21 protein-coding genes are annotated in these 25382 nt (G+C 74.4%); 6 read left to right on the forward strand and 15 right to left on the reverse strand.

Annotated features, from left to right (window positions below; genetic code table 11):
* Nucleotides 1–143 precede the first annotated feature (143 nt).
* The 8 genes from WIS52_RS30975 to WIS52_RS31010 all read right to left on the reverse strand — a co-directional run bounded on the left by WIS52_RS30975 (nt 144) and on the right by WIS52_RS31010 (nt 7914).
* On the reverse strand, nt 144–1226 hold the full coding sequence (locus WIS52_RS30975; protein ID WP_349301982.1) for a hypothetical protein: 1083 nt from the start codon (nt 1224–1226) through the stop codon (nt 144–146).
* Between the two features lie 231 nt (nt 1227–1457).
* Nucleotides 1458–2105 carry a maleylpyruvate isomerase N-terminal domain-containing protein gene (locus WIS52_RS30980; RefSeq protein ID WP_349301983.1) on the reverse strand — a complete coding sequence of 216 codons (648 nt, stop codon included), beginning with the start codon at nt 2103–2105 and terminating at the stop codon, nt 1458–1460.
* A 14-nt stretch (nt 2106–2119) separates the two neighbouring features.
* On the reverse strand, nt 2120–3088 hold the full coding sequence (locus WIS52_RS30985; RefSeq protein ID WP_349301984.1) for a ketopantoate reductase family protein: 969 nt from the start codon (nt 3086–3088) through the stop codon (nt 2120–2122).
* Between the two features lie 19 nt (nt 3089–3107).
* On the reverse strand, nt 3108–3446 hold the full coding sequence (locus tag WIS52_RS30990; RefSeq protein ID WP_349301985.1) for an MmcQ/YjbR family DNA-binding protein: 339 nt from the start codon (nt 3444–3446) through the stop codon (nt 3108–3110).
* A 5-nt stretch (nt 3447–3451) separates the two neighbouring features.
* On the reverse strand, nt 3452–4171 hold the full coding sequence (locus tag WIS52_RS30995; RefSeq protein ID WP_349301986.1) for an alpha/beta fold hydrolase: 720 nt from the start codon (nt 4169–4171) through the stop codon (nt 3452–3454).
* A gap of 9 nt (nt 4172–4180) precedes the next feature.
* Entirely contained in the window at nt 4181–5005 is an 825-nt protein-coding gene (locus WIS52_RS31000) for a hypothetical protein (RefSeq protein WP_349301987.1), read from the reverse strand.
* Between the two features lie 73 nt (nt 5006–5078).
* Nucleotides 5079–5414, reverse strand: a complete 336-nt coding sequence (locus WIS52_RS31005) for a hypothetical protein (protein ID WP_349301988.1) — start codon at nt 5412–5414, stop codon at nt 5079–5081.
* Nucleotides 5415–5802: 388 nt separating this feature from the next.
* Nucleotides 5803–7914, reverse strand: a complete 2112-nt coding sequence (locus WIS52_RS31010; protein ID WP_349301989.1) for an Hsp70 family protein — start codon at nt 7912–7914, stop codon at nt 5803–5805.
* Between the two features lie 291 nt (nt 7915–8205).
* Here WIS52_RS31010 and WIS52_RS31015 point away from each other — a divergent pair, with 291 nt between their 5' ends.
* The 4 genes from WIS52_RS31015 (at nt 8206) to WIS52_RS31030 (ending at nt 13453) form a co-directional block, all read left to right on the forward strand.
* Nucleotides 8206–9036, forward strand: coding sequence for a hypothetical protein (locus WIS52_RS31015; RefSeq protein ID WP_349301990.1), 831 nt, complete (start codon nt 8206–8208; stop codon nt 9034–9036).
* Nucleotides 9037–9148: 112 nt separating this feature from the next.
* Nucleotides 9149–10000: an IniB N-terminal domain-containing protein gene (locus tag WIS52_RS31020; RefSeq protein WP_349301991.1), complete on the forward strand. Its 852-nt coding sequence runs from the start codon at nt 9149–9151 to the stop codon at nt 9998–10000.
* Nucleotides 10001–10172: 172 nt separating this feature from the next.
* Nucleotides 10173–11975, forward strand: a complete 1803-nt coding sequence (locus WIS52_RS31025) for a dynamin family protein (RefSeq protein ID WP_349301992.1) — start codon at nt 10173–10175, stop codon at nt 11973–11975.
* Nucleotides 11972–13453: a dynamin family protein gene (locus tag WIS52_RS31030; RefSeq protein ID WP_349301993.1), complete on the forward strand. Its 1482-nt coding sequence runs from the start codon at nt 11972–11974 to the stop codon at nt 13451–13453. The genes WIS52_RS31025 and WIS52_RS31030 overlap by 4 nt, the downstream gene beginning before the upstream one ends.
* Here WIS52_RS31030 and WIS52_RS31035 read toward each other — a convergent pair.
* Both WIS52_RS31035 and WIS52_RS31040 read right to left on the reverse strand, forming a co-directional pair.
* Nucleotides 13447–14385 (reverse strand): CPBP family intramembrane glutamic endopeptidase, encoded by a 939-nt coding sequence (locus WIS52_RS31035; protein ID WP_349301994.1) that lies wholly within the window; start codon nt 14383–14385, stop codon nt 13447–13449. The two genes, WIS52_RS31030 and WIS52_RS31035, sit on opposite strands and share 7 nt — an antisense overlap.
* Nucleotides 14386–14446: 61 nt before the next feature.
* Nucleotides 14447–17134, reverse strand: coding sequence for a helix-turn-helix transcriptional regulator (locus WIS52_RS31040; RefSeq protein WP_349301995.1), 2688 nt, complete (start codon nt 17132–17134; stop codon nt 14447–14449).
* A 96-nt stretch (nt 17135–17230) separates the two neighbouring features.
* Here WIS52_RS31040 and WIS52_RS31045 point away from each other — a divergent pair, with 96 nt between their 5' ends.
* Nucleotides 17231–17944, forward strand: a complete 714-nt coding sequence (locus WIS52_RS31045) for an IspD/TarI family cytidylyltransferase (RefSeq protein WP_349301996.1) — start codon at nt 17231–17233, stop codon at nt 17942–17944.
* Here WIS52_RS31045 and WIS52_RS31050 read toward each other — a convergent pair.
* A complete protein-coding gene (locus tag WIS52_RS31050) occupies nt 17881–18312 on the reverse strand; it encodes a hypothetical protein (RefSeq protein ID WP_349301997.1) in 432 nt (143 codons plus the stop codon). The two genes, WIS52_RS31045 and WIS52_RS31050, sit on opposite strands and share 64 nt — an antisense overlap.
* Before the next feature lie 162 nt (nt 18313–18474).
* Complete coding sequence (locus tag WIS52_RS31055; RefSeq protein WP_349301998.1) at nt 18475–19668, reverse strand: peptidoglycan recognition protein family protein; 1194 nt, start codon at nt 19666–19668, stop codon at nt 18475–18477.
* A 269-nt stretch (nt 19669–19937) separates the two neighbouring features.
* On the opposite strand from WIS52_RS31055, the gene WIS52_RS31060 reads away from it, so the two are divergent.
* Nucleotides 19938–21764, forward strand: coding sequence for an acyl-CoA dehydrogenase (locus tag WIS52_RS31060; protein WP_349301999.1), 1827 nt, complete (start codon nt 19938–19940; stop codon nt 21762–21764).
* 65 nt (nt 21765–21829) lie between these two features.
* Here WIS52_RS31060 and WIS52_RS31065 read toward each other — a convergent pair whose 3' ends face one another.
* The 3 genes from WIS52_RS31065 to WIS52_RS31075 form a co-directional block, all read right to left on the reverse strand.
* The gene (locus tag WIS52_RS31065; RefSeq protein WP_349302000.1) at nt 21830–22255 is read right to left on the reverse strand and encodes a CBS domain-containing protein; all 426 of its coding nucleotides are present in this window, start codon (nt 22253–22255) and stop codon (nt 21830–21832) included.
* 97 nt (nt 22256–22352) lie between these two features.
* On the reverse strand, nt 22353–24896 hold the full coding sequence (locus WIS52_RS31070; RefSeq protein WP_349302001.1) for a VanW family protein: 2544 nt from the start codon (nt 24894–24896) through the stop codon (nt 22353–22355).
* Nucleotides 24897–24975: 79 nt separating this feature from the next.
* Nucleotides 24976–25299 (reverse strand): GroES family chaperonin, encoded by a 324-nt coding sequence (locus WIS52_RS31075; protein ID WP_349302002.1) that lies wholly within the window; start codon nt 25297–25299, stop codon nt 24976–24978.
* Nucleotides 25300–25382: the final 83 nt, after the last annotated feature.

The raw sequence follows: 25382 nt of genomic DNA on the forward strand, positions 1-25382 counted from the left end.
GCGGCGGGGAGCGGGCGGGGTCTGGCCGGACCCGCGCCGGATCGGTGATCAGATCGTCCGGCGGGGCGGGAGCTCCGGCGGGCCGGGCAGCCGGCACGGTCTCCCGTCCGGCAGCGGGGCCCGTGCCGGACGGGGTCCGGCGCTCACCGGTGCACCGTCGTTCCCTGCGGGCCCGCGTAGTAGGAGAGCTGCTTGGCGAAGCAGTCGTCGGCGCCGAAGCCCTGGGCGTCGCACCAGGCGTTGGCGCCGGCCGCGGTGGAGTAGGGCTGCGCGACGACGACCACCCAGTAGTCGCTGCGCTGGAACACCGGCCAGTCCCCGGACCAGAGCAGCGCGGCACCCGGGTGCTGCGCGGCGAGACCGCGGTAGTGGTCGAGGATCGCGCGGTCGTCGTAGGAGACGCCGCCGTCGACGGTGCCCGCGCGCTTCGACGACAGCTGGGGCACCCAGTACCCGACGGTCGCCGCCACCCGGCCGGAGTCGATCGCGACCTGGTCGGCGAGCTGCACCGACGGCACCGGAGCGGTGATCACCGGCGGGACGGCGGGCTGCACGGTCGCCGGGACTCCGGCGCCCACCGGGGCCACCGGGGTCGTCGCGGCCGGGGTCGTGGCCCGGACGCCGGTCAGCAGGTCCGGACGCAGCGCGAACAGCGCCACACCGGCCGGCAGGACGGCGACCAGGAGAAGCACCGCGACGATCCACGGGGTCGACGAGCGGCCGGCGGGAGCGGGGGACCACCCGGCCGGGACCATCGGGACGACCTGCGGGAACGGGTGGTCGACGACCGGCGGAGCCGCCGGCGCGGCGGTCGTGGTCGGCAGTCCCGTCTGTGTGGCCGCGTCGTACCAAGTCCCCGGCTGCCTGGCCGCGTCGTTCCGGGGCCCCGCCTGCGTGGCGACGGGGTGCCGGTGTCCGGCCGGCCCGGACCCCGGGCGCGGGGCCGGACCGCGATCCGTCGCGGCGGCGGGAACAACCGGGAGGGCCGAGCCGGCCCGCTGCCGGGGGACGTCGACCTGGGGGGCGTGTACGCCTGCCGTGCGCTGCGCGGGCACCTCGACCGCGGCGGCGAACCAGCCCGCGTCGGCCGGAGCGGTGCTCCCGCCCGGGAACGCCGATCCCGTCCGCTGGCGTGGCAGCGCGAGCGGGGCGCGCTCGACCCCGCACCCGACGCAGAAGTGCAGCGTGGGCAGCAGCTCCGCACCGCACCGGCACCGCTCGACCATGACGACCCTCCTCCGACGACCTGCGGCCGGTCGCTCCGGCCGTGATGCCGGTACATCCGCCGGACGGAGGTCGCCGTTATCGGCCGTGCTGCTCCGAACGGCGTAGTTCATCTCTTTCGATGAGCGCCTCCGGCCCGGGGTGATCGACGGTTCCGGAGCGGATCGTCCGCTGAGCGAACGCCGCGCTCCGGAACGGTCGATCACCGGGGTTGGGAGCGGGACGCCCGGGATTCAGCTCAAGACCGGCCTCAGGCCGGGCTCCCGGCCGGTCGCGGCCAGGGTGAGGGCGCGGTCGTCCCACGCGTCGAGCGCGGCCGGGTCGTCGGTGAGCCGGACGACCGTGTCCCGCACGACCGCGAGCCCGGATGCCGGGGGCTCCGGAACCCCGGACAGCTCGACGGCCATGTCCAGGTGGTGCACCACCACCTCGACCACCCAGGTGGCGACGAAGTCGGACACCTCCAGGACGTGGCCCTGGAACTCCAGCCGGTACCCGGCGTCCAGATCGGACACCAGCCGGCGGAGCCCGCGGACCGTGGTGCGCACGTGCTCCAGCTGCCCGGACGGGCGGGCGTAGGCCGCGGCGACGGCGCGGGCGAACCGGACGTGCGCCCACTCCGGATGCTCGGCGCCCGGCAGCGGGGCGGACCAGTAGGTCGCCAGGTCGGTGTCGGCGTCCTGGGTGGTGCGGGCCGGGAACCCGGCGAGCATCTCGGCCAGCCCGAGGTGCAGGTGGGCCAGCACGTCACCGGCCACCCAGCCGCGGCACCGGCTGCGGGCGTGCAGCGCGTCGTCGTCGAGGTGGTCGAGCAGACCGCTCAGCCCGTCGAGCGAGGCGACGAAGGCGGTGCGGGCACGGTCGAGGGGATAGGGAGCCACCCGGTCAGGGTGCGTCAGCGGGCGGCGGCCAGCAGGTCGGCGGCCGAGCGGGTGCCGGGCTGCTCCCCCGCGGCGGCCATCTCCTCGGCCACCCGCAGCAGCTCGGCGTTCACCGGGGCCGGGACCCCGTGGGCCGCCCCGAGCGCCACGATCTCGCCGTTGAGGTACCGGGCCTCGATCGACCCGCTGCCCCGGCGCAGGCTCTGCCAGGACGACGACCCACCGCGGCCGCGGCCGCCCACCGGGCGTTCGGTGATGATCCCCTCGCGGCGGACCCGGTCGTCGTCGCCGGACCGGGCGGTGATCCCGGCGGCGGCCAGGACGGCCTCGCCCTCGCCGGTCGCCGCCCGCACGAGCTCCGCGAAGCGGGGGTCGTCCGCTCCGCAGGCGGCGTCCGCAGCGTTGCCCAGGTTGGTGAGCAGCTTGCCGTACTTGGCGTCCATCACCGCCTGGTCGGCCCGCGAGGAGAACCCGGCGGCGGACAGGTCGGCGGCGATCGCCGTGCTCGTCGCGTCGGCGCCGCAGGGATGGGTGCCGACGTCGAGCACGCCGGGCACCGGCACCGACGACGCGATCACCACGCCCGGCTCGTAGTGCTCCACCGGGAGGATCACCAGCATCGCCTGGACCCGCTCGAACCGTCGCGCCGCGGTGCGCTCGTTCGCGACGCCGTTCTGCGCGCACACGACGGTGATCCCCGGCGGGGCGACGGCGGCGAGCGACTCGACGACCGGTCCGGTGTCCTGCGACTTCACCGCCAGCAGCGCGACGTCGTCGGGCCGCCAGTCCACCTCGGAGACCGCCGCGACGGCGGGGACGGCCAGGGTGCGGGACCGGTCCGGGTCGTCGAGGCGAAGCCCGGCCGACCGGATCGCCTCGAGATGCGCCCCCCGCGCCACCAGCACGACGTCGCGCTGCGCCTCGTGCAGCAACCCGCCGATCGTCCCGCCGACGGCCCCTGCCCCGATCACCACGTATCGCACACGGGTGATCCTGCTCCACTCAGCCGTCGTGGCGTCGCACCAGGGTCGCCGGGGCCTTGCGCCGCCAGGCCTCCTCGATCAGCTCCGCGAGCGGGCCGGGGTCCACCCGGTCGAGGTCGACGAGGATCGAGCCGTGCCCGTCGTAGTGCGCGGTGGTGAAGAAGGCCGGGTCGCCGGATGCCAGCAGGGCCTCCTTCTCCTCGAGTGCGCACATCAGCACCAACCCACCCTCGGCCTCGGTGCGCAATCGGGCGAAGCCCTTCCCGCGCACCTTCAGTGCCGGCGTGCGGTACCAGGTCGACTCCTCGACCTCCGGCAGCGCGCACCCGATCCGCACGACGTCGTCCCAGCCGGCCATCACGTCTACAGGTGCCGCGCCAGGAAGGCGTCGACGGCGGCCTTCCCGTTCTCGACGTGCTCGGTGGCCTTCCAGCGCTCCACCAGCTCGGCGCCCGGGGCCAGCTCGGCGACCCGGCGCGACGCCGTCTCGGGGTGGAACTCGTCGCCGCCCATCAGCACCAGCCAGGGCGTCGTGAACCGGGCGAGCGCCTCGTCGGGCACCGAGAACAGCACCCCGCCGCCGTCATAGAGGTTGGTCCTGAACTGCTCCCAGTCCTGCGCCGAGGCCTCGGGGTGATCGGCCTCGATGCCGGCCCGCCAGTCGTCGAACATCTTCTCGAACCGGTGCTGGTTGCCGTCCCGCCCGATGGGCTGCAGGGTGACCGCGGCCCGGACCCGGTCCGGCGCGGTCGCGAGCAGGCTCGCGGTGTACGAGCCGCCGATGCACATGCCGAGCACCCCGAACTCGTCGACGCCGAGGTGGTCGAGCAGGGCGAGCTGGTCGGCGGTGTAGGTGGACCAGCCGTCGGTGCCGTGCACCTCGCCGGCCGAGGAGCCGGCGTTGCGCTGGTCCATCGCGATGACCCGGTACCGGCCGGACAGGTGCTCGATCGGGTTCCACGGGGCCCTGTCCCACGCGGAGATCGTCGAGCGGAGGCCGCCCGGCGCGATCAGCAGGACGGGGGAGCCGGCACCCCGCTCCTCGTAGTGCAGCGTCGCACCCGGACGTTCGAACGTCGGCATGGGGGAACGCTAGGCCACCCGAGGGGGTGTCCGCTTCTCCGGACGGCGCCGGGCCAGGACGACGGTGCCGTAGAGAACGAACGCGAGGCCGAGCACCAGCACCCAGGCGAACCCGGACCGGACGGTGTCGTCGAGCAGCGTGATCCCGACCATCCCCGGCACCACGACCTGCACGACCATGTAGATCGCGGTGACGGTGGCGATGTCACCGAGCTGCAGGGCGCGGGCGTAGTTGTAGATCCCGACCAGCGCCATGCCGCCGAGGATGTAGACCAGCGGCTCGCCGACCAGGCCGGAGACCGACACCCCGTCGGAGACGTGCAGCGCGCGGATGCAGACCGCCCCGCCGCCGAACCCCAGGCCGGCCAGCACCGCCGAGGGCCACGGACGGTGGCTGCGGGCGACGGCCAGCGTCGCCACCATGAGCACCACCAGGGCCCCGACGAGCACCGCGACGATCGTGTTGTGCCCGGCCAGCGACTCCTTCGTCTCGGTACCGGCGCTGGCCGCCACCAGCGCGAGCCCGAGGATGCTCGCCCCGATCGCGATCCGGTGTACCGGCCGCAGCCACTCACCGCGGAAGTACCGGGCGTAGAGCGCGGTCATCGCGATCGCGCCGGCCAGCGTCGCCTGCACCGCGAAGATCGGGACGTACTGCAGCGCGACGACCAGGCATCCCCAGGTCACCAGGTCCATGGCGCATCCGCCGAGGAACCGCGGGCGGGCCAGCACCGCGCTGGTCCGGCCGCCCTGGCGGGCCGCGTCGGCCTGCAGGACGGCGGCTGCGGTGCTGCACAGCATGGCGAGGACCGCGAAGGTCATCCCGATCAGCACGGGCGCCTCCGGGGCGCCCGTGGGCCACCCCGTGAACGGGCGTATCCGATGATCGGCACCGCCCGATTGTCGCCTACCGGCCGTCCACCCCGGTCGGGCGGGCGCCGGACGGCACCGGCTCCTCCGCGCCCGCCTGCGGGCTCAACTCGAAGAACCCGCTCATCAGACCGCTGCCCGCGCGCTCGCCGCGCTCCACGGCACTCTTCCACGGCGAGTCACCGGTGCGGGTCTCCCGGCGCTCCCGCAGCAGCGCCCGGGGGCGTTCGGTGAGCACGAGGACCACGACGGTCAGGGCTACTCCGACGAACAGCGGACCGCCGAGCAGCAGCGCCGGCCATCCGAAGGCCAGATAGCCGAACCCCAGCGCCACCGCCGCCATACCGATGACCGCCCCCGCCAACCGCGCCACCACGCGCTCCCCTCGTCTCCCGGCCACCCCCCGGTGACCAGGAGTGTTTGTATCACCTCGAGGTGCCACGAGCGGGCGACGCCACCGCGAGGGCGTCACACCGTCGCGCGGTCGGGTGACCGGGTGTCGCCGCGACACGGCGACATGGTGTCGCCATCGCGCCGTCGCCTCACCCCACCCGTCCGGGCCGGGTCCTCCGGAGACGCGGACCGGACTCCGGGTCACCGCATCGCGATGCGGGCGGGTTCCGCGGGAGGTGCCGAGCCGGCGTGGGGGCTCCCGGTTCCACGCCGGCTCGACGGTCTGAATCATCCCGTCCCGGCTCGGGGCACGGACGGGGTGGGGGTCACCAGGCGCTGTCAGGCCTGTGCAAGGGGTGAGCGACGGATCAGGCGAGCGGGCCTGTCCGGGTGGTGGGGAGCGGCGCCGCGGAGGTCGCCGACGCGGGCTCCTCCGGGGTCTCCGGCGTGGTCGGGACCGGTGCGGGGACCGTGCTCTCCGTTGCCGGCGGGGTGGTCCCCGTCGACGAGCTGGGGGGCGAGGACGACGACGGCGGCGGGGGCGGGGCCGAGCTGGACGCCGGCGGGGGCGCCGGCGCGGCGGGGGTGCCGGGCGTCGTCGGGGCCGGCGCGGCGGCCGGCGTTCCGGGGACCGTGCCGGCGGGGGTGCGGGCGCCTCCGGGCGCGGTACCGGTCGCCCGGGGAGTCGAGGTACCGGTCGCGCCCGGCGCCGAACCGGTCGTGGTCCCGGCCGAGAGGTCCGCGGCGGCGGGACCGGAGGTACCGGCCACCGGCTCGGCCGCCACGGTGCCCGGCGCGGCCGCGGGGGCCTCCGGGGTGCTGGTGCCCGGGGCCGTCGAGGTACCCGGCGCCGTCGGGGCCGCGCTGAACTCGCCGAGCGTCGACGACGAGGTCGGCCACAGCAGCAACGCCCCGGCCACCACGACCGCACCGGCCAGCCCACCGGCGCCGGCGAGCATCCGCTGCCGGGTCCGGGTCCGGGCGGCGGGAGCGGGCGCGTCCCGGGTGACGACGGTGTCCGGGACGGGACGGGCCGGAGCCTGCGGGGCGAGGGCCCGTGCCGCGAGGGAACCGGACGCCTCGGGGCCGCCGGACACGCCCGCGAACGGTCCGGAACGGGAGACCCGGGGTGCCGGGATGCCGGTGAGCGGGCTGGTGCCGGGGTCGAGCACGCCGACCGCGGCGACGGACGTGCGGGCGGTGCCGCCGTCCCGGTGCGCCGGGACCCGGCCGCTCGGGACGTGGCTGGTCGGAACGCTGCCAGCCGGAACGCTGTGGCCCGGAACGCGCCGGAGCGCGGACCCGGTCCCGTCCACGGTGGACCTGAGATCGTCCATGGTGGACCCGGGGCCGTCCACCGAGCTCCGGCCGGACCCGCCCTGCACCGGGATCCGGACGCCCGGCCAGGACGTCCCGGCGCCGGGTGCGGCGGCGAGCGCCGCACCCCGGGCCGCGTCGTGGACCGGGTCGGCGCCGACCACCACCGCGCGCCCCGCCGCGGCGGAGAGCACCTGGACGGCGACCGGCATCCGGGCCGCGCCACCGGTGAGCACGACGTCGGCCTCCGGCGTCGCGGCGAGCACCTCGGCCAGCAGGTCGGCGACCGGCTCGAGCACCGGGCGGGCGAGCTCGTCGATGTCGGAGCGGTGCAGCCGCACCGAGGTCCGGATCCCGGGTAGGTCGACGGGCACCGCAGCCGCGGTGTCCCTGGACAGCTGCTCCTTCGCGGCCCGGCAGTCCTCGCGCAGCACGGTCAGGTCGGCGAGCACCCGCGGGTCGTCGACGTCCATCGCGTCGAACGCGGCGGACAGGGCCGGGGAGGCGGTGCGGACGAAGCCGAACACGGCGTCGTCGACGTCGGCGCCGCCCGTCCGGCAGGTCTCCGCGGCCCCGGCGACCTCGGGCAGGGTGCCCGGGGTAGCCGGCGCCAGGACCGTCGCGGTGCTGCCGCTGCCGCCGAGGTCGAGCACCACGAGCGGCGCCGCGCCGGGGTGTGCGGACCGGTGCGCCAGCGCGACCGCCTGCGGCGCGGACACCAGGGAGACGGTCAGCCCGCGACGGGACAGCGCCCCGGCCAGCAGGTCGCGCTTGTGCCGGCCCCAGCCCGCGGGGTGGGTGACCGCGATCCGGGACGGGGCGTCGCCGTGCCGGGCGCTGACCTCGTCGACCAGCACGCGGACCAGCCGGGCACACAGGTCCTCGGCGCGGTGCGGGACACCGCCCAGGGACAGCGGCGTCGGGTCGCCGACCCGGTGCAGGAACCCGCGGGCGACCCGGTCCGGCGCGCCCGGGGCGCGCCGCCGGGCGGCGTCACCGCAGAGCAGGTCACCGGCCGGGGTGGCGACGAGCAGGGCGGGCAGCGCGTACCCGGCGCGACCGAGCCACACCGGCTCGGCCGTGCGGCCGTCGCCGGCGCCCTGGTGCAGCACGGCCGCGGTCACCGCGGTCGTGCCCAGGTCGATCCCGAGCAGGTAGGCCATGTCCCTTTCCCCTCCTCGCCGGCACGTGGAATGCGTGCCACTCCGGCGGGCCACGGCCCGAGAGTGGCAGCCCCCCGGGATTCGCGCCCTTCGCAACACCCCATCGATGGAGACCCGTCCGGTGTTAGCCCGTGCGGCCCAACAACCTCCGGGAGGGGGAGCGATCCCCTAACGCCCCCTCCCCGGACCCGGAGCGATCCCCGATGGCCGCGCCGGGCGCCGTCCCTAACTTTCTCCTCATCACCGGCCGACGCCCTCGGACCGGTAACCACCGACATCCGGAGGCACCTCATGTCGCTCATCGAGTTCATCAAGCTGCTGCTGGGCAACTCCTCGGAGAGCATCCAGACCCGCGACTGGTTCCAGAAGGACCCGGAGGCCGTCCTGGAGAAGCACGGCCTGGCCGACCTCTCCGTCGACGACGTCCGCGACGCCATCGTCATCGCCCAGGACAACGACACCGTCTCGTTCGACCGCAGCTACGACACCGGCTTCGACTGGAGCGCCAAGACCGGCGGCGGCTGGCACGGCGGCTCGGAGGGTGGCAAGGACGGCGGCCACCACGGCGGGCACGACAAGGGCCACGGCGACAAGGTCTTCGAGAAGGTCTCCGTCACGGACAACTTCTACGAGTACAACATCGACGACCGCGACACCGTCGTCGACAACTCGATCAACCAGAACGTCGACACCGGGGGCGGCAACTTCGCCCAGACCATCGACACCAACTCGGTGACCGCCTCCGGCGACGGCGCCGTGGCGGCCGGCGGCGACATCACCGACTCGACGATCACCACCGGCAACGGCAACCTGGTCGGCGACGGCAACAACGTGGTCGAGGGCGACGGCAACAACGTCGCGTTCGGCGACGGCTCGGCCTACTCGACCGGCGACATCTCCGCCTCCAACGGCGGCGCGATCTCCTTCGGCGGCAGCGCGTCGGGGAACCAGTCCTTCGAGGACTCGTTCAACGACACCACCACGAAGACCACCCTCGTGAACGAGAACTCCTTCGACAACTCGTTCAACGAGACGACGGACAACTCGACCAACACCGACCTGGTGGACAACAGCGAGACCAACGTCGGCTCGAACAACGACATCGACCTCACCGTCGGCTGACCGACGCACCGCCCGGGTGAGCGGGCCGGACCCGGCCCGCTCCCCACCCCCCGAACACACCTCCCGTCGCCCTCCTCGCGCGCGACGGCACCCCTGAGGAGACCGAGAAGCCATGTCCGCCGAGAAGTCGCTGATCCAGTTCATCCTGGACCTGCTGAAGGACCCGAAGCTGCTGGCCGAGTTCAAGGACGACCCGCACGGTGTGCTGTCGACCTGCGGCCTGACCGAGTTCGACGTGGAGGACGTCCGCGAGGCGATCCTGCTGATCCAGGACAACGACGAGGTCTCGTTCGACCGCGACTACGAGACCGGTGGCAAGTTCGGTGGCGGCAGCCACGGCGGCGGCGGCCACCACACCCCGCCGCCCCCGCCGGTCGAGCACGTCAAGCCGGGCGAGCACTCGCACGAGACCGCGGTCAAGTACCTCGAGAAGTACGTGACCAACAACCACTACACGTACAACATCGACGACCGCGACACCATCGTCGACAACTCGATCAACCAGAACATCGACACCGGCGGTGGCGACTTCTTCCAGGACATCGAGACCAACTCGGTCGTCGCGTCCGGCGACGGCGCGGTGGCCGCCGGCGGGAACATCTCCGACTCGACCATCACCACCGGCAACGGCAACATCGTCGGTGACGGCAACTCGGTGGTCGACGGTGACGACAACACCGTCGCCTTCGGCAACGGCTCCGCCTACTCGGTCGGCGACGTGTCCGCCGAGGACGGCGCCGGGATCTCCTTCGGCGGCAACGCCAGCGGCAACAAGTCCGCGGACAACTCGTTCAACACCGACGAGACCACCACGAACGTCAAGAACACGACCACGTTCGAGGACTCGTTCAACGTCGACACCGACAACTCGACGAACACCTCGGTCGAGGACAACAGCTCGACCGACATCCTGTCGAACAACGACGTGAGCAGCACCGTCGACATCGACAGCTCGCTCGTCTGAGCACGCTGCCCGGCCACTGAGCCGGGCGGAGCAACCCGCTCCACCGTACGACCCGGCCGGCCCCGGTCACCCACCCGTGGGTGACCGGGGCCGCCGTTGTTCGTGTATCCATGACGAGGACGTCACCGGCGGTGCCCGCACCGCTGCAGGAACGACAGGGGGGCATCGCGGCGTGGCGGTACCGGAGGCGGTCGGGCTGGTCGACCTCGCACTCAAGGCGGTCACCGCCTACGACCGTCCGGACCTGAAGCCCCGGCTCACCCACGCCAAGGCCCGGCTGACCGATCCCGCGGTGCGCGTGCTGATCGTCGGCGAGTTCAAGCAGGGCAAGAGCCAGCTGGTGAACGCGCTGGTCAACGCGACCGTCTGCCCGGTGGACGACGACATCGCCACCGCGGTGCCGACCCAGGTCGGGTACGGCGAGGACACCACCGTGACCCTGGTCCGCGACAAGGACGGCGGCGAGCACGCCGAGCGCACCTCGGTCCCGCTCGACCAGCTCGCCGACTACGTCTCGGAAGGGGGAAATCCCGGCAACCGCGCGGGCCTGACGCGTGCCGAGGTGACCCTGCCCCGCAAACTGTTGCAGAGTGGCCTGGTGCTGGTGGACACCCCGGGCGTCGGTGGGCTCGGCTCCGCGCACGGGGCCGCGACGATGTCGGCCCTGCCGACCGCCGACGCCGTGCTGCTCGTCTCCGACGCGAGCCAGGAGTACACCGCGCCCGAGCTCGACTTCCTCGAAGCGGCGCGCAAGCTCTGCCCGAACGTCGGCTGCGTCATCACCAAGACCGACCTGTACCCGCACTGGCGGCGGATCGTCGAGCTCGACGAGGGCCACCTGTCCCGCGCCGGGATCGACGCCCCGCAGCTGCCGGTGTCGTCGGCGCTGCGGCTGCACGCCGCCCTGACCCAGGACCTCGACCTCATCGCCGAGTCCGGTTTCCAGGACCTGGTGAGCTTCCTGCTGCGCAAGGTCGTGTCCCGGGCCGACGAACTGGCCCGGCGCTCCACGAGCCAGGACGTGCTCGTCACCTGCCAGGCGCTCGAGTCGAAGATGCGGGCCGAGCTGATGTCGCAGCGCGACCCCGAACGGGCCGGCGCGCTGGCGACGGAGCTGGAAGGGGCCCGGAGCCGGGTCGACGCGCTGCGCCAGCGGTCGGCCCGCTGGCAGCTGACGCTGAGCGACGGCGTCGCGGACCTGATCGCCGACATCGACTACGACCTGCGGGACCGGCTGCGTGCGGTGTCCCGCGACGGCGAGCAGCTGCTCGACGACGCGGACCCGGCCGACATCTGGGAGCAGTTCTCCGAGTGGTTCCACAAGCAGGTCGCGCACGCCGTCGCGCAGAACTTCGTGTGGACCACCGAGCGGGCGCGCTGGCTGGCCGAGCAGGTGGCCGAGCACTTCGCCGAGGACGTCGACGTCCACCTCCCCGAGCTGCGGATCGACGGCGGTGCGGTCGCGGGCAAGGTCGACGCCCTGGAGATGCCCGCCGGTGAGGGCTTCGGGATCGGGCAGAAACTGTTCGTCGGTGTCCGCGGTGGCTACGGCGGTCTGCTGATGGTCGGGCTGGCGACCACCATGGCCGGGATGTTCATCATCAACCCGTTCTCGCTCGCCGCCGGGGTGCTGTTCGGCGCGAAGACGGTGCGGGACGAGAAGAAGCGGCTCGTGCAGCGCCGCCAGCAGGACGCGAAGAACGCCGTCCGGCGGCACATCGACGAGGTGACCTTCCAGGTCGGCACGGACTCCCGGGAGAACCTGCGGCAGATCCAGCGCGAGCTGCGCGACCACTTCACCACCCTCGCCGAGGAGCTCTCCGAGTCGCTGGCGAAGTCGGTGGCGGCGGCGCAGACCGCGCTCAAGGACGACGCCGCCAGGCAGAAGCGGGTCGCCGACCTGGAGGCCGAGCTGGAGCGGGTCTCCGGGCTCGCCGACCGGGCCCGCACGCTCGTGGCCGAGGTGGCGGCGTGAACCCGCTGACCGAGCAGGTGCGCACGCTGCTGCGGCACACCCTCGCCGCCTACGGCGACTCCCCGCAGGCCGCCGGCTGGCTGCACCACCACCTGGACCGCTTCGACGAACCGCTGCGGGTGGCGATCGCCGGCAAGGTCAAGGCCGGCAAGTCCACCCTGCTCAACGCGCTGGTCGGCGAGCGGATCGCCCCGACCGACGCCGGCGAGTGCACCCGGGTCGTCACCTGGTACGCCGACGCGCCCGCGCCGGCCGTGCGGATGCGGCCGCGCACCGGCGGCCCGGACCGCCCGCTGACCCTGACCCGGCGCGACGGCGCGCTCCGGATCGACCTGCAGGGCACCCCGGTGTCCGAGGTGGACCGGCTGCTCGTCGACTGGCCGTCGCAGCACCTGCGGCGCACCAACCTGATCGACACCCCCGGCATCGCGTCGCTGTCGGCGGACACCTCGGCGCGGGCGGGGGAGTTCCTCACCCCGGAGGACTCGCCGTCGCCGGCCGACGCCGTCGTCTACCTGATGCGGCACCTGCACGCCGGCGACGTCCGGTTCCTGGAGTCCTTCCACGACCGCGGTGTCGCGCGGGCGACCCCGGTGAACACGATCGCGGTGCTCTCCCGGGCCGACGAGATCGGCGTCGGCCGGCTCGACGCGCTCATCTCGGCCCGCCGGATCGCGCGCCGCTACCGGGGCGACGACAAGCTGCGCGGGCTGTGCCAGACCGTCGTCGCGGTCGCGGGGCTGCTCGCCGAGACCGCCCGCACACTGCGCCAGGACGAGTTCGTCGCGCTGTCCGAACTGGCCGCGCTGCCTCGGTCCGATGTGGAGGCCCTGCTGCTGTCCGCGGACCGCTTCGGCCGCGGCGACCTCGCCTCGCCCGACCCGGCGACCCGGGTCCGGCTGCTGGAACGGTTCGGCCTGTTCGGGGTGCGGCTGGCCAGCACGCTGATCCGGCAGGGTGTCACCGACCCGACCGCGCTCGCCGACGAGCTGGTGCGCCGGTCCGGCCTCGACGAGCTGCACCGGGTGCTGCAGACCCAGTTCTCCGAGCGGCGCGACCTGCTCAAGTCCCGCTCGGCGCTGCTCGCGGTGGATCTCGTGCTGACCCGGGAGCCGCGTCCGGCGGCGGCGCGGCTGCGCACCGAGGTGGAACGGATCCTGGCCGGCGCGCACGAGTTCGTCGAGCTGCGGGCGCTGTCCGACCTGCGCGCCGGGAAGATCGTCTTCCCGCAGGAGGCGATGACCGACGCCGAGCGGTTGCTCGGCGGCGAGGGCGGCTCCGCGCCCGCGCGGCTCGGCCTGCCCGACGACGTCGGCCCCGGCGACGTGCACGACGCCGCGACCGAGGCGCTGCGGCGCTGGCGGCGTCGGGCCGAGAGCCCGCTGACCGGGCGGGCGTCGGCCGAGGCGGCACGGATCGTGGTGCGGTCCTGCGAGGGGCTGCTCGCCACCCGGTCCCGGCACCACGCCCACTACTGAGGCCGGGCAGGGCCACCCGTCCCACGCAGCGGCTCCAGCGGGCGCAGCCCGTGCCGGCGGGAGACCCAGACGGTCATGCCCGCGGTCACGACGAGCGTCGTCGGCACCGTCATCAGCAGCACCACCGGGTCGATCGCACCCTGGGCCAGGGAGTCGGTGTCGAGCGGCGCGATCGTCATCGCCGCCAGGTTGTTCGCGGTGTGCGCGACGATCGCCAGCTCCAGGCCGCCGGTCTTCCAGACCAGGAAGCCCATGCAGAGCGCGAAGACCGCGATGTCGACCTGCCCCACCCAGTCGTAGCCGTGGCCCGCCATGAACAGCGGCACCGGCAGCACGATCCCCCAGACCGGTGAGCGCAGCCAGGTGCCGAGCGCCTGCAGCGGCAGCCCGCGGAACGCGTACTCCTCGGCGGCGCACTGCAACGGCACCAGCACGACGACGACCGCGAGCACCACCAGGAGCGTCGCGTCGAACCGGCCGGCCGGCGACTCCGCGGCCGGGTCGAGCAGGTACAGCCCCCAGCTCAGGGCCAGGTACAGCGGCACGACGACCGCCGCCGCCTTCAGCAGCATCGCCCAGCGGACCCGCCCGACGACCGAGTGGATCGTCCCGCGCCGGCCGCCGCCCCACCGGACACCGAGCACGACCGCCGGGACCAGCAGGGCCAGCGATCCGAACAGGACGGCGATGTCGACCGGGTTGCGGGGGTCCTCGAACTCGGCCGACGGCATCGGGATCCCCGGGACGGCGAACGTCGCCAGCGCGAGGACGACGAAGGCGAGCACTGCCGCCGGCAGGTACAGCCCGAGGACGACGAGGACGGTCGTCAGCGGCCGCCACCAGCGGGCCGCACGCGGCTCGAGGTGCGCGAGCCGGTGGTACGGGAGCGGGGCCACCGTCGGCGGAGCGGTCGGGGCGGGTGCCTCGGTCATGATCCCCATCCTGCGCTCCGCGCTCGTGCGTGGTCGTCGCGGACGGGGCCGCGACGACCACTCACGGGCGCAGGATGCGCCGGAGCTCGTCCAGCAGCTCGCTGCGGCTGCCCACGCCGAGCCGCTGCCGGATCCGGGCCACGTGGTGCTCGACCGTCTTGGCGGAGATGAACAGCGTCCCGCCGATCTCGCGCTGGGTGCGGCCCTGCAGGACCAGCTCGGCGACCTCGATCTCGCGCTCGGAGAGCAGGGAGGGGGCCTGGCCGGCCTCGGCGCGGGTGCCGGGGCCGTCCCCGTCTCCCCCGTCCCTCACAGCGGACACCGTCGTGGCGCCGGGGGGCCGGGCCACCGGTGGGTCCGCCGCAGTGTCCACACCGGACACCCGGTCCAGGGTGGACGCCGAGGATCCGGCCGGGTCGGCGTCCGGACGCACCTCGGCCGCCGCCACCTGCAGCGCGCGGGCACAGGCCAGCAGGGTGGACGCGGCGCGCTTGTCCTCGGTGCGCAGCGCGGCCTGCCCGGCCAGCCGGCCGCCGTCGAACGACAGCCCGACGGCGTGCAGCCCGCGCGCGGCGTCCTCCACCGCCACCGGGTCGACCCGCCCCTCCAGGGCCCCCACCCAGTGCGGCGCCGCGGCGGCCATGGCGTGCGCGAACCGGCTGCCGCCGGCCGCGCGCTCGAGGGCCGCGGTCTGCACGCGGGCGGTCTCGACGTCCTCGGTCAGGACGGCGGCCTGCAGCTGCGCCCAGTGCAGCGGTGCGGACCAGAGCGCCGGCTCGCCGAGCCGTTCCAGCAACGCCGTCGCCTCGTCCAGGTGCGGCCGCACCCAGCTCCCCTCGCGCAGCCGGGTGGCGGCGGTGACCAGCTCGCCGAGCGGCTGCAGCACGAACAGGTCCACCGGGTGCCGGACGATCGCCTGCCGCGCCCGGGTCCAGGACCGCATCAACGCCCCGAGATCGGAGTTCCGGCGGGCGATGGCGACCTGCAGGGCCGCGGCCAGGAACTCGTCGCGGGGCTCCAGCGGGCGGTCACCGGCGTCGGCGTCGACCGCGCCGAGGCGCTCGGCGGCCGCGCCGGTCGCACCGCGCAGCAGCGCGATCCAGCCGAGCAGCAGCCGGTGCCGGGGCCTGGCCGGGGCACCGCCCAGCCCGGTGCGCAGCGCCCGGTCCAGCACCGAGGAGGCGACGTCGAACTCGCCGGTGTGCACCGCGACCAGCGCGGCCAGCGCGGCCGGCGTGTCCGGCAGCAGCGCCGCGCCGCGGGCGCTCTCCAGCAGCCCGGCGGCGCGCGCCAGGCCGGACAGCGCCGCGGTCGGCGAGCCGTCGACGGTGTCGAGCATGCCGCGCGCGATCAGGTCGTCGGCGCCGTCGACCAGGGTCGGGGCCCGGCCGGGGGCGAACCCGCCCGGTGCGGCGTCGAGCAGGTCACGGGCTTCGTCCAGGGCACCCGTCCCGATCAGCACCGGGACGGCCACCGCCGGGAGGCCCTCCCCGGAGACCGCCGCCGTCCACCGGTAGAGCTCCGCGCTGCGCGCCAGCAGGCCGCGCCGGGCCAGGACGGCCGCGGCGACGGCACCGGCCCGGACGGCGTCGTCGGGCTCGACGGCGTCGGTCGCCGACAGCACCGCGTCGGCGTGCGAGAGCGCGCCGTCGGAGTCGCCGGCCACCAGGTGCGCCTCGGCGCGCCGGGCCGCCACGGTGAGCGGTGCGGTGCCGGCCCGCACGGCCTCGGCGTAGAACCGGACGGCGTCCGGGTGCTCCTCGCGGGCCGCCTCGGCGGCCGCCGCCGCGAACACCGCTGCCGCCCGGTCGCCGCTCGCTCCGGACCCGCGCAGGGTGCGCGCGACGGCGAGCACGCTGCCGCCGCGGTCCAGCTCGATCTCCGCCAGCGCGCGGCGCAGCTCGGTGCGCCGGGCCGGGGGGACCCGCCCGCGCACCGCCTCGCCGACCAGCGGGACGACCCGGCCGTCGGGAGTGCACAGCCCGGCGGACACCGACTGGGCCACCAGCTCGTCGAGCTCGTCGATGCCGCTGCCGGCCGCGTCGAGCAGGCCGAGCAGCCCGCCGATCACCTCGGCCTCGAGCGGGGCGCCGAGCGCGAGGGCGGTGACCAGGTCGACGACCCGGCGGTCCTCGGCGTCCACGACGTAGCCGATCTGCTCGGCCAGCGCCGCGGGGACGCCCGCGGTGGGCGTCCCGGTGGCCAGCAGCCGGTCGACCAGGACGGGGGACCCGGCGGTGCGCTCGTGCACCACCCGGACGGCGTCGTCGGCGAGGCGCGACCCGGTGATCCGGGCGGCGCGCGCGGCGACACCCGCGGCGTCGAGCGCGCCGAGCACCAGGGGCGGTGCGGACGCGGCGAGTGTGCCACCGAGCCGGGCCAGCGCCCGGCCGCGCGGCCAGGGCCGGAACGCGACGACCAGGCGGGTGCCCGGTCGTCCGGCGAGCCGGCGCAGGAGGGCCAGGTCGTCGTCGCCGAGCTCCTGGGCGTCGTCCACGAGGGACACCGCGGCGGTCGTCGCGCCGCCGGGCACGCCCCACTCGACGGTCTCGCCCGCGTGCTGCCAGGCGCGGGCCAGCGCGTCGAGCACGGTGGACTTCCCGGAACCGGCGGGCCCGGTGACGGCGATCGTCCGCGGACCGGTGGGATCCTCGGCGACGGCGCGGGCCAGCGCGATCGAGTCCGGACCACCCGCCAGCGGGCCGGAGACGGCCGACGGCGCCGTCCCGGCCGGTGCCGTTGCTGTCACGCCGCCCTCCTCGCCGCCGGCCCCCGAAACGGGGGTCGCCGACGTTATCGGGTGCCCCTCGCGAGCCACCTCCCGACCCCGGGCAGGATCACCGGTGTGAGTTTCCCCCGAGGGAGTGACGAGACCTGGGCGATCGTGCTGGCGGGCGGGACCGGGTCCCGGTACGGGCGGCTCAAGCAGCTGGAGGAGCTCGGGGATGCGCGCCTGATCGATCACACGGTGGCGGCGGCCCGGCGGACCTGCGACAAGGTGGCACTCGTGCTGCCGTCCGGACTGGACTGGGACGGCGAACCGGTCGACGTGCTGGCCGTCGGCGGGGACCACCAGTCGGCGTCGCTGCGCCACGCGCTGGCCGCCGTCCCGGAGACCGCCGGGATCCTGGTGATCGCCGACCCGGCGCACCCGCTGGCCGCCGACCGGATCTTCCACGACGCGATCGCCGCGGTCCGGGCCGGCGCGGACGGCGCGGTGCCGGTGGTCCCGATGCTGGAGGTCGTGCAACGCGTGATCGACGGGGTCGTGGTCGAGACGCTACCCAAGGAGGACACCGTGATCGCCCAGTCGCCGCAGGCGTTCCGGGCCGACGTGCTGCGGGCCGCGCACGCCGACGCGCCCCGCCCGATCGAGAACTCCGGGATGCTCGCCGCGCTCGGGCACCGGGTCGTCACGGTGCCGGGGGACCCGGCGAACCTGCACGTCGCGACCGCGGTGGACCTCGCGGCCGTGCGGCGCCTGGCGGCGTCGGGTCAGGACACCCGGCGGGTACCGGCGCGCGGGCGGTCGAGGAACTCCGAGACCCGCGGGTGGTAGGTCGCCAGAATCGCGACGACCGTGAGCACCCCGGCGGTCACGCCGATCCCGACGGTCAGTGCGGGCCAGGTGGGGACCGTCGCCCCCGGTCCCGCCGGCGACGCGGGCACCGACGGCGGCAGCAACGCGACCAGCGCACCGACCCCGCCCGCGACCGCCAGCCCGAGCCGGGCCCGGCCGTACCCGGACCGCAGCCGGTGGGCGAGCGCGAGCGGCACCGCCAGCATGATCAGGACGAGCGCGGTGCTGGTCAGGACGCCACCGGTCGGTGGGGTCAGCGCGGCCGCGGACACCGCGGCGACCTGGAGCACGACGGCTGCAGCCCACCAGCGCAGGGCGCGGCGCACAGCGGTGGTCGAGTCGTCCATGGTGGGGACGACCCTACCGCCGGACCGGACATACAGCGCGAAACACACCCTCCCTCGTCGTACTCATGACGCTTTGGTTCGGCCATGCCGAACCAAAGCGTCATGAGTCGGGCGCGGGCGGGGCGCGGGCGGGTGTGTGAGGGGTGGGGCGAGGGGGCGGGGTCAGCGGTCGAGGACGCCCGGGGGGTCCTCGGCGGCCGGGACGGGGGAGCCGGCGGTGCCGAGGAGGCGCTGCCAGGCCGGGTGGTCGACGACGTCGGGCACGCTCTCGGTCTTCCGGTACCTCGCCAGCACCTCCACCGCCCGGGCGGCGTCGCCCTCGCGACCGGCCTGGACGGTCCGCGCCAGCTCCGGCCAGGACTCGCCGCCGAGCAGGCCGTTGGCGTCGTCGGCGCGGTGCGCGGTCTGGAACTCGGTCACGGCGGTGACGGTGCGCTCGTCGAACCGGCCGTCGGCGTTCCCGCGCAGGGTGCCGGCGTCGCGCAGCAGGTACTGGGCCGCCTGCACCAGCGGCCCGGTGTCGCCCTCGCGCAGCAGCGGCCAGCTCGCCTTGACCGCCTCGGACCGGGAGAGCCGGCGGTTGAGCAGGCCGGCGACCTCGGTGCGCAGCCGGGGGAGCATCCCGTACAGCCGGTCACCCGGGCAGAGGGTGTTCCGGTAGTCGCGGTGGCCGTAGAGCTCGGACGGGGCGATGCCGTACCTGTGGCAGATGTAGGCGCAGGTGGCCCGCAGCGAGTTCCACAGCGCCGGCGTCGGGTCGACCCCGGTATAGGTGCCCTCGTTCTCGATCCCGATCGCGATCACGTTCTGGCCGGGGCTGTGCGCGCCCTCGACGACCCGGCGGCCGCCGTTGAGCTCGCCCAGGCTCCACAGCCGGCCCTCCATGATGTGACCGCCCCGGGAGATCGTGAAGTGCTGCCCGGAGTCGAGCCAGCCGTTGCGGTCCATGTGGAAGTTCTGGATGCCGCGGGCCATCCGGTGCGCCTGCCCGACACTGAAGTCGCCCGTGTTCGGCCCGGCCGTGTGGTGCACCAGGATCCGGATCGGCCGCCGGTCCCAGATCTTGGGCGGGAACTTCGGCTTCCGCGCACCCCACTCGAAGCAGCGGGCGATGTAGGGCGCGCGCACGGCCTCCGCGCGCCCTCCGGCTCCGGCCGCCGGCCCGGGCACCCCGTCCGCACCGGTCCGGGCCGCCGAACCGGCCCGGGTCGCCGACCCCGGTGGCGTCGGTGGCTCGAGCTCGCCCGCGGCCGCACGTCCGGCGAACGCCGGGACGACCAGACCGGCCCCCGCCGCCAGGCCGGTCGTCAGCACGCCGCGCCTGGTCACGCGCAGCAGCCCCCGTGCATCGCTCATCGCCCCTGCTCTCCGGTGACCACCGCCCCACACGGCGGCCCCCTGCGTCACATACACCCCGGGCTCCCCGTGTGCCCCGGCTGTCACAGCGGTGCTTTATAACGAGCCGGTCGCGTCCGGTGCCCGGGGCGCGCCGGACCGCGGTGCCACACGGTCGGGTCGCGTCGCCGGGCGGATCGCCTTGCCTCTGGTTACCGGCTGGTAATACCCTGGAGTTCGGTTACCGGCCGGTAATGAGACTGGCCCTGGCAGGACGGCGGTGAGGGACGATGGGCCACTACAAGAGCAACCTGCGGGATCTCGAGTTCAACCTCTTCGAGGTCTTCCGGGTCCAGGATCATCTGGACACCGGCCCGTTCGAGGGCGTCGACGTCGACACCGCCCGCGGCGTGCTCTCCGAGCTCGCCGGGGTCTGCACCGGCCCGCTGGCCGAGCACTACGCCACGATCGACCGCCACCCACCGGTCTACGACCCGGCCACCTTCTCCGTCACCACCTCGCAGGAGCTCAAGGACGCCTACAAGGTCCTCTGGGACGGTGAGTGGTGGCGGCTGGGTCTGCCGGCCGAGCTGGGCGGCTACGGCATCCCGCCGTCGGTGCAGTGGGCCGCCTCCGAGATGATCCTCGGCTCGAACGCGGCGATCTTCATGTACATGGCCGGGCCGAGCTTCGCCGCCGTCGTGCACCGCAACGGGACCCCCGAGCAGCAGCGCTGGGCGCAGCTCATGATCGACCGCGCCTGGGGCGCCACGATGGTGCTCACCGAGCCGGACGCCGGCTCGGACGTCGGCGCCGGCCGCACCCGGGCCGTCCAGCAGCCGGACGGCTCCTGGCACATCGAGGGCGTGAAGCGCTTCATCACCTCGGGCGAGCAGGACTTCACCGAGAACATCATGCACCTGGTGCTGGCCCGCCCGGAGGGCGCGAAGGCGGGCACCAAGGGCCTGTCGTTGTTCCTCGTACCGAAGTTCCACTTCGACTCCGAGACGGGTGAACCGGGGGAGCGCAACGGCGCCTTCGTGACCGGCGTCGAGCACAAGATGGGCCTCAAGGCCTCCACCACCTGCGAGCTCACCTTCGGCGCGCACGGCACCCCCGCGGTGGGCCACCTGCTCGGCGAGGTCCACGACGGCATCGCGCAGATGTTCCAGGTCATCGAGTACGCCCGGATGATGGTCGGCACCAAGGCGATCGGCACGCTGTCCACCGGCTACCTGACCGCGCTGGAGTTCGCGAAGGAGCGGGTGCAGGGCGCCGACCTGACCCGGATGACGGACAAGACCGCCCCGCGGGTGACGATCACCCACCACCCCGACGTCCGCCGCAGCCTGATGCTGCAGAAGGCCTACGCCGAGGGCCTGCGCGCGCTCTACACCTACACCGCCGTCCAGCAGGACAAGGTCCGCCTCGGCGGGGAGGACGCGGAGCTGGCCGCGAAGGTCAACGACCTGCTGCTGCCGGTGGTCAAGGGCGTCGGCTCGGAGCGGGCCACCGAGCAGCTGGTGCAGTCGCTGCAGATCCTGGGCGGGTCGGGCTTCCTGCAGGACTACGCGATCGAGCAGTACATCCGGGACGCGAAGATCGACTCGCTGTACGAGGGCACCACCGCGATCCAGTCCCTGGACCTGCTGTTCCGCAAGATCGTGCGGGACAACGGGCAGGCGCTCGCGCACGTCGCCGGTGAGGTCGCGGCCCTCGTCGACTCCGAGACCGGCAACGGCCGGCTCAAGGAGGAGCGCGAGCTGCTGAAGTCCGCGCTCGGCGACGTCCAGGCGATGCTGGGCTCGCTGACCGGCCACCTCTACGCCTCGGCCGAGGACGTCACCAACCTGTACAAGGTCGGCCAGCACACGGTGCGGTTCCTGATGTCGCTCGGGGACGTGCTCGTCGGCTGGCTGCTGCTGCGCCAGGCCGGCGTCGCCCTCGAGGCGCTGGGCGCCGGCGACGGCGGTGGGAAGGACCGCGCGTTCTACGAGGGCAAGGTCGGGGTCGCGTCGTTCTTCGCCAAGACCGTGCTGCCGCGGCTGAGCTCGGAGCGGGCGATCGTCGAGCATGCCGACAACGCGCTGATGGAGCTGGACGAGGCCGCGTTCTGACCCCTGCGACGACGATGCCCCGGGCGCGGATTCCTCGCCCGGGGCATCGCCTCGTCACGAGCCCGTCACTGCGCGATGTAGCTCTCCAGCTGCTCGCGCTCCTGCTCCAGCATGTCGATCCGGGCCTTGACCAGGTCGCCGATCGAGACGATCCCGGCGAGCCGCCCGTCCACCAGCACCGGCAGGTGCCGCACCCGCCGTTCGGTCATGATCTTCGCGAGGTCACCGACGCCGTCGTGCGGCGTGCAGGTCACGACGTCGGCGGTCATCACGTCGGCGACCCGGGCGTCCAGCAGTGCGCTGCCCTGCTGGTGCAGCCGGCGCACCACGTCGCGCTCCGACACGATGCCCACCAGGCGGTCGCCGTCGACCACCGGGAGCGCACCCATGTTCTGTTCGGCGACGCAGCGCAGCACCACGGTCACCGGGTCCTCCGGCGACACGGTGGTCACCGCGTCGCCCTTGCCCTTGAGCACGTCCTCGATCCGCATCTCCGCAGTACCCCGATCCCTCGTCGGACACGGCCCGGGGATCAGGGTACGAATGTGATGCGGCTCTCGTCAGCCCCTGATGGAGATGATCACCGGATCAGCCGCCGCAGCGCACGATCGGCTGCGGGTTGTAGCGGACCGTGCGGGTCTCGCTCTCCGTCTCTCCGCTCTGCACGTTGCGCATAGTCCGGGTGTCGGTCGCGGTGAAGCCCGGCGCTCCGTTGCTCGCGCTGCACGGCTGCCCCGCGGGGATGTCGACGACCTGCGGCTCGGTCGGGTTGGTCCGCGGACCGGTCGCGGAGGTCACGTCCCACATCTTCTGGCCGTAGAAGGTCACCGTGACGTCGCTCGGCGTCCAGTTCGTCCGGATCAGCACCGCGGTCGGGCCGTCGTTGCGGAACTTCACGTCGATCACGTTGTTGAACACCGTCGCCTCGCGGGCCACCGGGTACCGGGAGATGTAGTAGCTGTGCTCCTTGTGCTCGATGTCGGTCATCCCGGCGAAGTACGACGCGTTGTACAGCGTGGTCGCGAGCTGGGAGACACCACCGCCGACGCCGCGGGCCGGGTGGCCGTCCTCGATGACCCCGGCCTCGACGTAGCCGTTCGCCTCGTTCCGCGGGTAGGTGAGCCCGTTCAGGCTGAACGTCTCGCCGGGCTGGACGATCTGGCCGTCGACCGCTTCGGCGGCGCGCCGGATGTTCTCGCCGGAGTCCGCGGCGAAACCGCCGGTGGTGAAGGTGCTGACCTCACCGGCGTTGCCCAGCGACTCCAGGTCCGCGGTGGTGATCTCGGCGGGCTGGTCGGCGTAGACCGCGACGACCTCGCGCGGGCCGTCGCCGGTCAGGACCGGCAGGACCTCGGCGAACGTCGCGTCGTAGTCGATGCCCCGGCCGTCCTCGGACGGGATGACCCGCGGCGGGGTCGAGGCGAAGTCCAGCTCGGCGTCGACGCCGGGACGCTCGGTGTCGGCCAGCTGGTCCGACGCCGCGTCCTGCAACACCTGCGTGCTGATCTCCGGCCGCAGCTTGACGGCGGCCTCCGGGTCCGGGGTGAAGCTCAGCGCCAGGGCGATCTGCTCCGGCGTGACGGTCGCGTTCGCGCCCTCGCCGGTGATCGTGAGCGGGCCGGACACCGCGGGCGTCGCGACCTGGTCGATCGCCAGCTGGACGTCCTCGGGGGTGGTGACGGCGTCGGAGATGATCAGCGGGAGCGCCACCGTCTCCCCGGAGGCCCACTCCGACTCGACGACACCGACCGCGGCATCGACGTCGAGCTCCTGGCCGGGCTCGGGCTGCACCGGCACCGGGGTCACGCCCTCGAACCGGACCGACCCCTCGGTCGGCTCGCGCATCACGAGCGGGGCCATCTGCTCCAGCGCGGTGCGGACGGCCCGGTCGTCGGTCGCGTTGACCACGCCGGCCTCGGTGGTGGTGAAGAACGACGAGATCCGGGTGATCGGGTTGAACGGCTGCGCACCGGCCTCGTCGAGGGTGCGCTCGTAGTCGACGCGCAGGCCGGCGGCCGTCGGGTCGATCTCGGTCTGGATCTCGCCGGCCTGGACGGGCACGGGCGCGCCGGCACGCGGCTCGATCGCCGCCTGCAGCTTCTCGGTGGCGGCGGCACGGGACAGCCCCCCGATGTCCTGCCCGGCGACGACGACGCCGCGCGGGACGCTGCCGGAGGTCGCCACCAGGTCGCCGACGTAGCCGAGCACGAGGACGCCGAGCACGGCCGCGGCGGCGATCAGGGCCTTGGGCTTCCTGCGGCCGGACCCGCCGTCGCCCGAGCCGGACCCGCCGCCGTCCGGGCCCGGTCCGTCCGGACCTCCCGGTCCGCCGGGCCCGCCCGGTCCGGTGGCTCCGGCCGCGCCGGCCCCGAGCACGGCCGTACCACCGACCATCATCCGCTCGGTCCGCTCGGAGGCGTTGCCGGCGTCGCCGGCCGGCGTGTGGGGCTGGTGGGCGGGCGGGACGGCGCCGCCGACCCGCGGCATGACCTGGGTGCGCTGCTCGCTCAGGGCGGAGACCCGGACGGTCTGCGGGTCCTCGGCCGGGCGGTTGGGCTGCGCCGTCGTCGGCGCGGCGTCCTGGGCCGGCGCCTGCGCAGCGGTCGTCTGCTGCGCACCCGGCTGGGCGGCGGGGTTCTGCGGGTGGCCCGTCGGCGTCGCACCCGCCTGGCCGGCGGCCGGGTCGGGGATCGGGGCGGGTTGGGTCACGGCCCCGGGCGCACCGGCCGCGGCCTCGTCACCGGCGGTCGCCGGGTCGGCCACGGACGGCTCGGCGGAGGACGGCTCCTGCTCCGGGGACACCGCCTGGTCGGCGATCGACCGCGCCGCGGGCGACGACGGCGGGGACTGCTCGGCCGCCTCCGCGGGGTCGGCCGGGCGCGGGGCCGGGGACGGCCGCGGCGCCGGGGAGGGCTTCTCGGCGGGACCCGACGTCCGGGCGGTCGGGCCGGGCGAGGGACGGCGGGCGGGCATCACCGGGCGGCTCTGGTGCGGCGCGGTGGCCTGCTCGGCTCCGGCGGCACCGTCGGTCGTGCCACGGTCCCCCGTCTTCGGGTCCGGCGCGTGAGCCGGATCCGGCGCGGGAGTCACCGGCTGGTCGGCGTCGCCGGACGGGGACTGACGCTCGGGCATGACGTGGGTTTCCTTTCCGCACTGCCGACGTTCTTCGACGTCGCCCGGGCCGAGTACGGCCGGGCCGACCGAACCGGGGTCAGAGGTAGAGACCGGTGCCCTGCGGGGCGGCGGCCTCGGTCGCCACCGCGTGCAGGTCCCGTTCGCGCATCACCAGATGACCGACTCCACCGACCTCGACCTCGTACTGGTCCTCGGGGGCGAGGAGGACACGGTCACCCGGCTTCACCGTGCGCACGTGCTGACCGACCCCGACCACCTCTCCCCAGACGAGACGCTTGGCGACCTGTGCGGTTGCCGGGATGACGATTCCGGCCGAACTCCGTCGCTCGCCGGCGCCCTCGATCTTCTTGATCATGACCCGGTCGTGGAGCATCTGGATCTCGAGTTTCGGCTCGGACACCTGCGGGATCCTACGGCCCGTCCGACGCGGTACCGGCGGCGCCCGGCCACTGCAACACGGGGCCCCGAACGTGGAAGGCCCCG

Origin of the sequence: Pseudonocardia nematodicida (assembly GCF_040105385.1) — a bacterium.
In the GTDB taxonomy this organism is placed as follows: domain Bacteria; phylum Actinomycetota; class Actinomycetes; order Mycobacteriales; family Pseudonocardiaceae; genus Pseudonocardia; species Pseudonocardia nematodicida.